The sequence below is a fragment of the Halobacillus sp. BBL2006 genome, assembly GCF_000786645.1.
GTDB lineage: Bacteria > Bacillota > Bacilli > Bacillales > Halobacillaceae > Halobacillus.
Window position 1 is genome coordinate 1 of record NZ_JRNX01000245.1, and the last position, 3,504, is coordinate 3,504.

Consider the following 3,504-nt stretch of genomic DNA (forward strand, 5'->3'; position numbering starts at 1 on the left):
AAAAACGCTATTACGGCAAAACTGAAGCGTGACCAAGGGCTTACCTATACGAATGAACAAATCATCGTGACAACGGGTGCTAAACATGCACTATTTACTCTTTTCCAAGTGTTATTGAATGAAGGAGATGAAGTCATTGTACCTGCTCCTTACTGGGTAAGTTACCCAGAGCAAATAAAACTTGCTGAAGGTAAGCCCGTCATTGTAACGGCTGATGAAACGAATGATTTTAAAATCACACCTGACCAATTAAAGCAGTCCATCACATCGAAGACCAAAGCTGTTATCATTAATTCCCCTAGTAATCCGACGGGTATGATGTATACGAAAGAAGAGTTGCAAGCAATTGGACAAGTTTGTCTTGAAAACAACCTTCTCATAGTTTCTGATGAAATCTATGAGAAGTTGATCTATACGGATGAAAATCATGTGTCTATTGCTGAGATTTCTGATGAGCTCTATGACCAAACGATCATTATCAATGGTGTATCCAAATCTCACTCAATGACAGGATGGAGAATTGGATTCGCAGCAGGCAATAAAGAAGTAATTAAGGCGATGTCGAATATGGCTTCCCATTCGACTTCAAATCCGACGTCAGTTGCGCAATATGCTGCTCTAGCTGCTTACACATCTACCGAAGAAGAAGTGAAAGAGATGAAGCTCGCTTTTAAAGAACGTCTTGATGTATTATACTCATTGTTGGTTGATATCCCAGGTGTAGATTGTGTGAAGCCGTCTGGAGCTTTCTACTTGTTTCCAAATGTTAAAAAAGCAGTGGAATCAGGTGGATTTGAAGATGTCGACGCATGGGTAAAGGCACTTCTTGATGAAGAAAAGGTCGCTCTAGTACCTGGTTCTGGCTTTGGTTCACCTAATAATGTACGCCTGTCATACGCTACTTCATTGAATCAATTAGAAGAAGCAGCAAAGCGAATTAAAAACTTTGTAGAGAAACATCAATCATAAATGTTAGCTGGAGGTATTAGTGTGAAAACAACGATTTCTGAAGTATCAAAACACGTAGGTGAGGAAGTCACTATCGGAGCATGGCTCGCCAATAAACGCTCAAGCGGAAAAATTGCTTTTTTACAGCTTCGTGATGGAACGGGCTTCATGCAAGGAATTGTGGTCAAAGCAGATATTGGAGAAGAGAAGTTCCAAGATGCCAAAGCCTTGACACAAGAGTCTTCCTTATACGTAACTGGAAAGATTGTCGAAGATACTCGTTCTCCTTTAGGATTTGAGATGCAAGTGACTGATTTCGAACTCATCCATGAGGCTGTTGATTATCCAATCACTCCGAAAGAGCACGGAACTGAGTTTCTTATGGATCACCGTCATTTATGGTTGCGTTCCAGCCGTCAGCATGCGGTTATGAAAGTACGTAATGAGATCATTCGTGCGACATATGAATTCTTTAATGATAATGGTTATGTTAAAATTGACCCGCCAATTCTAACAGGTTCTTCTGCAGAAGGCACGACGGAACTATTCCATACGAAATACTTTGACGAAGATGCCTATCTATCTCAAAGTGGACAGCTTTACATGGAAGCTGCTGCGATGGCATTCGGCAGGGTGTTCAGTTTCGGACCTACTTTTCGTGCTGAAAAATCAAAAACACGTCGTCATCTCATCGAATTCTGGATGATTGAGCCGGAGATGGCATTTATGGATCACGAGGATAGCTTAGAAGTCCAGGAACAATATGTTTCTCATGTCGTCCAATCTGTACTCAAAAACTGTAAGATAGAACTAGAAACGCTTGGCCGTGATACAGAAAAACTTGAAAAGATCCAGGCACCATTCCCGCGCATCAGTTATGATGAAGCTATTCAGCTCGTTAAAGAAAAAGGGTTCGATGACATTGAGTGGGGGGAAGACTTTGGTGCTCCTCATGAAACTGCTATTGCTGAAAGTTACGATAAACCAGTATTTATTACAAATTATCCTGCAGAAATCAAAGCTTTCTATATGAAACCTGATCCAAAACGACCTGAGGTTGTATTGTGTGCAGACTTGATTGCCCCTGAGGGTTATGGAGAAATCATTGGAGGGTCTCAACGTATCGATGATCTGGAGCTAATGCAGAAACGATATGAAGAGCATGGCTTAACAGGAGAAGCATATAAGTGGTATTTACAACTTCGTGAATATGGAAGTGTCCCACATTCCGGCTTCGGACTTGGACTTGAACGAACAGTGGCCTGGATTGCTGGAGTGGAACACGTACGCGAAACGATCCCATTTCCTCGTTTATTGAACCGCTTATATCCTTAAGACCATAGCAGTGTTTAAACACCGATTCTTCGCTTACCGGCGTTATCGGTGTTTTTTCCTGTGATATGATGAAAAGAGGTGAAATCTTTTGCCTAAATATCAAAGTTTTCAGAGCATCCTTGATAATCAAGTTATGATTCCTAAACAACTTTTGACCGATTATACGAAATTTGGTTTAAAAGAAACAGAGCTGGTTGTGATTATGCAACTACATCGTTATCTAACAGAAGGAAATTCATTTCCGACACCAGAAGAGCTTGCGGGATCCTTGTCCGTATCTAGCCAAGAGTGTTCGAAAATACTGAGAAGTTTAATTCAGAAACAGCTTCTGACAATTGAACAGCAGCATAACGAACAGCAAGTATTAAATGAATGCTATTCGCTTGAACCATTATGGGAAAAAATGTTCACTTATACGACGGTTAAATCGCCAGAACCTCAAGAGTTTAATGAAAATATCTTCCCTTTGTTCGAACAGGAATTCGGGCGGCCACTTTCGCCTTTTGAAATTGAGACAATCAATATTTGGTTAGATGAAGATGAACAATCTCCTGCCCTCATCAAAGCTGCTCTCAGAGAGGCAGTTCTTATGAGTAAGCTGAACTTCAAATACATTGACAGAATTTTAAGGGAGTGGAAGAAGAAGGGGATTCAGACTGTACAACAAGCTAGAGAACACGGTAAACAATTCCGTCAGGGGCAGAGCCCCAAAAAAGACCAGTCAGAAGCTACAAAGAAGAAACGCGATATCTCTTTATACTACAATTGGTTAGAGGAGGATTTATAAACCATTGCCATGTTGAATAATAAACAAATTCGTTTCTGTTTAGATACTTTTGAAGAAATGTTTCCAGAAGCCGAGTGTGAACTGAATCATAGCAACGCGTTTGAATTACTAGTTGCCGTTGTTCTATCAGCTCAGGCTACCGATGCACTTGTCAATAAGGTTACACCCGGACTATTTACAAAATATAAAAGACCTGAAGATTACATTGCTGTTTCATTAGAGGAACTTCAGGAAGACATTAAACGAATAGGCTTATATAGAAATAAAGCTAAAAATATAAAAAAATTAGCTCAAACCTTAGTGGATGACTTCGATGGAGAGGTTCCTCCTACTAAAAAAGAACTAGAAAGCCTTGCAGGAGTAGGGAGGAAGACAGCGAATGTTGTGGCATCTGTAGCGTTCGGAGAGCCAGCTATTGCGGTCGATACTCATGT

Annotated in this window: 4 protein-coding genes; all 4 read left to right on the forward strand. The window is 40.6% G+C overall.

What is annotated here, in order from left to right:
• On the forward strand, positions 1 to 969 hold a 969-nt coding region (locus LD39_RS08160; RefSeq protein WP_035545043.1), incomplete at its 5' end, for a pyridoxal phosphate-dependent aminotransferase.
• 21 nt (positions 970 to 990) lie between these two features.
• A complete protein-coding gene (gene asnS / locus LD39_RS08165; RefSeq protein ID WP_035545045.1) occupies positions 991 to 2,283 on the forward strand; it encodes an asparagine--tRNA ligase in 1,293 nt (430 codons plus the stop codon).
• A gap of 88 nt (positions 2,284 to 2,371) precedes the next feature.
• On the forward strand, positions 2,372 to 3,070 hold the full coding sequence (locus tag LD39_RS08170; RefSeq protein ID WP_035545047.1) for a DnaD domain-containing protein: 699 nt from the start codon (positions 2,372 to 2,374) through the stop codon (positions 3,068 to 3,070).
• Between the two features lie 9 nt (positions 3,071 to 3,079).
• Positions 3,080 to 3,504, forward strand: a 425-nt coding sequence (gene nth / locus LD39_RS08175) for an endonuclease III (RefSeq protein ID WP_035545048.1), incomplete at its 3' end; no start/stop codon positions are given.